2 protein-coding genes are annotated in these 4,212 nt (G+C 52.7%); one reads left to right on the forward strand and one right to left on the reverse strand.

Going from position 1 to position 4,212, the window contains the following annotated elements; translation table 11 throughout:
* Positions 1 to 393: 393 nt before the first annotated feature.
* Positions 394 to 1,038: a hypothetical protein gene (locus FGA82_RS31985; protein WP_141130158.1), complete on the forward strand. Its 645-nt coding sequence runs from the start codon at positions 394 to 396 to the stop codon at positions 1,036 to 1,038.
* A gap of 928 nt (positions 1,039 to 1,966) precedes the next feature.
* Here FGA82_RS31985 and FGA82_RS31995 read toward each other — a convergent pair.
* A partial coding sequence (locus FGA82_RS31995) for a hypothetical protein (protein ID WP_212760566.1) occupies positions 1,967 to 4,212 on the reverse strand: 2,246 nt, incomplete at its 5' end.

Genomic DNA, 4,212 nt, shown 5'->3' on the forward strand with positions numbered 1-4,212 from the left:
GGGGCCGCATTTTTTTCGCTTCAGATACGCAAAAGCCGCGCATTTGCGCGGCTTTCAGGTTTGGTGGGCCCACACGGACTTGAACCGTGGACCAAAGGATTATGAGCCCGAGTTAGAGTGCCGTAGTCATTGGCCGAGGTGCGTAGAACCAAGGGTTCTGGGATGTTTCTGTGTATATGTGCAGTAATGAAATCTTCCTAAATTGGACGGACGTTGGACGGATATTGGACGCACAGGAATATCCATTCGCTAGACGTAACTCCCAGAAATTAGTAAACCAGCCATGGCCTGCACGATGCGCTGACGAGTTTTCGCAGCCGGCAATAGCTTGCCTTATGCACACGAGTCGGCCAGGCGGGCCTGTACCGTATCCACCTATCTCTGGAGCAAGAAATGGATGTCCAACAGATCAGTTATCTCGTTGCAGCGTTCATCGGGGGGCTTATCGCAAATTCGTTTTTGCCCGCTTATTTCAAACGCAAGGGTGAAAACCTCGCTACCAAGGACGACATTGCAGAAATCACCACAAAAATCGAAAGTGTGAAATATGCGTACGCGCAGCAATTAGAAGGCGTGAAAGCAGGCATGTCGGCCTTGCTGAGCGTGCATGGATATCGCTATGAAAAGGAGTATGAGGTTCTCAGTCAACTGACCGAGTCATTGGTCGACCTCCGCGACAGAAGCCTCATGCTAAGGCCGGTTGCCGACTTCAGGGATCCGCTTAAATCTGAAGATGAGGTAAAGCAAGAACGTTTGGCGCTTTTACACGCGGCCGGTAGGAAGGTGTACCAGGAGAGCGAAAAAAAACGGCCTTTCTTCCCCGCAGAGATTTATGACGCCATCAGGGAAACTCTCAAGATTTCCAACAGGGAATCCGCAGAGTATCGATTCGAGCATCCGTTTGATGAAGGCAACTTCATGAACTATTGGGATAACGCAGACAAAAATCAGAAGGCCATCACTCAGTCTGTCGAGACTGCTCTAGATCTCATTCGAAAGCGTGTCATCAAGTGGGAGGCGCTGCATGACGCAGAGTGAAATGGTCAGGAGGGCTTGCATCCACCTTTGGACCCGTATTACAGGCCTTAGGTGTGTCTGACGTCATTAGAGCCTAGCGTCCGGATGCCAAGATATTTGTAAGTGGCGAAATCAAAAAATCCCTCATTGCTTACGTTTTTTCTGCTCAAGCCCCCGGAAATAAGCACTCTGCCGAATGTCGCTGCTCGTGCGAAACCTCGGCGCTGTGGAGACACTTTCTTCATTTGGTTGCAAAGGCTTTCAATTATTGAAACGTGCACTTCAGTAGGGAGGCCCGCTGGGGACGGGGTGGGGGGAAGTCATTTCACACCTAAACGCTTTGCAAAAAAAACACATACGAAGCCCGTCGGCGGGAGGGGGATAAGTGCTTTTTCAGAGACTTTTTTGTGTCAGGCAAGGTATCACTAAGGTGCATGCGCTCGTGTGCATTGCGTGCATTGGCTTTGCCCGTGCCGCATATGAAGCAAAGGGAGGGACAGGATGTAAAGTAGAGAAGTGATCGATCTGTTGGTGGCGGAGGGGGGGGGCTGCGTCGAAAATTGCGTTGTCTGCTCCGGCGACAGTGGAAAATCCCGACGACGCCGCAAGCGTCATCTCACTTGAGCTTAGACCCGAGCTGGCGTGGCAATCGAGCGTTAATGGACGAGGGCCTTGGTTGAGCTCGGCATCCCATCACATGAGTCAGGCAGTACCGACGTTGTACTACGCCAAATGGGGCTGGTCTCTTTGTGTAACACTGTGCAGCGACTTCAGTGTATTAATGAACCGCATGTACGGTGTGAGAGGTCTGAAGGCCCAACATCATTCACTGAACATCGATCTCATTTCTAGAGATACAACAACGAACGGCGCGTGACGAATCACACGCCGTGCCTCGATTGCTGGTGACTTAGAAGGTGATGCGGCACATCGATGGACTGAGCATCTCTCAGCCAGCGGTCAATGCCCTTGGAGGAAGACTGCTGAGCATGTCCTCAGCGAATGAGGTCAACGCCTTGAAAGATGACTCTTGCTTATTCAGTTGCGCCAGCGCGTAAAGGGTGCGTGCTGTTCGACCGTTGCCATCACCATAGAGATGGTAACGGACAATGGCAGCAAAGAGCGCTTCGCCCGCGTCCACTTGTCCCGCTTGTACCTTGATTTTGATTGCGTCCAGCGCTTTCACAAAACCGGCGCGACCCACATCCGAGCCCATGAACAGCGGATCGCTGCTTGAGCGGAACACCCGCTCTACTTGTCCTACTGCTGGTTGGTATACCGCACTGTGCAGGCTATCTATGGTTTGGATATCCACCAGATCGGCCTGGCGATTCTGTGAGAGCGCACTACTGATTCGCGTCTGCAATTCGCTGACCGACTCTGCGTCTACGGCGGAACGGCTATTGCCGGTGATCCAGTTGGCGGCAGCCAGTTCTGGCTCTCCTGGCAAGGTTTGCCGTGGTACTGCGGGTGGTGAGTCCAGGAGTCGTTGCATGTGACCATTCGCCGCGCTCAACCGTGTGAGGTCTGACTGCAGCCGGCGCTGAACCTGAGCTTGTTCGAATGCAAGTTCACCCCAGGCGAAACGATTCCTTGCAGTACCCAGGGAATCCAATAGCAAGTTCTGGCGTATCGAGAGCTCGACGACTTCAGGAGTGGTCAAGAGCGCCAAACTGCGCGCGGGCTCGCTGCCCTTCATGCTGTCAACCAAAAGATTGACTTTGACGTTATCAGCCAGTCTGGACCAGGTCACTCTGCGCAACGCCTGGGGAATAAAGGTATGCGTTGCGGACTTAGTCCGCCGATACAGAGCGAGGGCCTCGGTGATTCCTTGACTGGTCAAGGGTGCTGCGCTTGCTAGAGTACCCACACCGCCCAGTATACCGGCAAGGATGGCCTCGTTGCGGAACGCGGCGGCATCTTCCGGCCTGTCGGCCATGTGCGCCTGCGCGAGGCTTGCAGCGACATAAGCACCGTCCAGTGCCAGGTTGGCCATAAACAATCCAATACGCCCCAGCAGAGCCCCCGTACCGGGAATAACGGTATTCAAACCGATAGCGGCAACCGTCAGAATTGTCTTGGCCACCTCCAGCAAATGTCCTGTGGTCTGCTCCCAAGAACTGAACACCAAGTAATCGATGTCCAAAGCAAGACGATCCATCAGACCATCAAATAGCTTATTGGCCAGATCGCTTTGGCTTTGGCTTACGGTAAAAGAGAATGGTCGACTTAAACTACTGTATGCTGGAAGATTCATATATCCGCTTGTTACAACGCGAGTCTGAAACATTGAAGCCGGACGGCCTTTATACTCTTCTGACATATAGCAAGGTAGCTTGGTGAGAATCCAGCTCTTAAATTGATCAGTCTGGGGGAAAATAAAGACCGTTTCGGTTACGCTCCTCCCCAGGGCGCGCGTATAGGTACGCGGCTGGCTCCGTACATGGAAAAAATCTGATTCATCCATGCTAAAAAGTACACCGCCCGTCTCGCCGGAGGGGATCAGGAATGCACCGTTCAATTTGGTCTCACGAAAATAAACCTCTTGGGCCTGAACATCTCCGATTAGAAAATTCTGCACCGCGGGTACATATTCAACGTCCTTGTTTTGACTATCCAGATACGCGAGACAGCGCAGCTTTATCATATTCTGATAAAGTTCGGCCAACCCGGTTCGATTAGCGGGGTTATTGCGGTAAATCGACAACGCGCGTTCCATCACGGTTTGCAGATTTTCTTGAGTCAATACACTAATTAACTCACTCGGCTCAAAAGTGGTTCGGGGAAACGAGTACTGACGGCCCAGCGAATCCCTCGCTTGCTTGAAAGCGTAGAGATAGTGCCCCGTCACGACGTCCCGCAGCGGTACGCGTACCGTGCTGCTGCTCGGTGCACGTGCGTGAGGGGGGATCAAGGTAGGGTCGTAGGGGCCGGGATGGTAGGTCACACTGACATAGCTGTCCGGCGACAAATAAGAAGTCGTGCCGCTTTGTTCCTCGTAGCGACTAATACCGGTGTTGATGTAATCATCAATAAACAGTGCGGGATTCAAAATAGGACTGTCTAGCGTTGAGAGCAGCTGCAAGGTGCGCTCCGCGGAGAGCTGATCCGTTGTAGGTGTGGTCGTCGCTTCGGTTGTTTCGGTCTCCAAAGGTGGTCGCGACGTGCTTCTGGTCAATAAAGTCCGCTTGTACT

Origin of the sequence: Pseudomonas fluorescens, from assembly GCF_005938625.1 — a bacterium.
Classification (GTDB): Bacteria; Pseudomonadota; Gammaproteobacteria; order Pseudomonadales; family Pseudomonadaceae; genus Aquipseudomonas; species Aquipseudomonas fluorescens_BD.

Bases quoted from the DNA above. Each gene is read 5' to 3' on its own strand.
- FGA82_RS31985 (WP_141130158.1), top strand. From the start codon at position 394: ATGGATGTCCAACAGATCAGTTATCTCGTTGCAGCGTTCATCGGGGGG.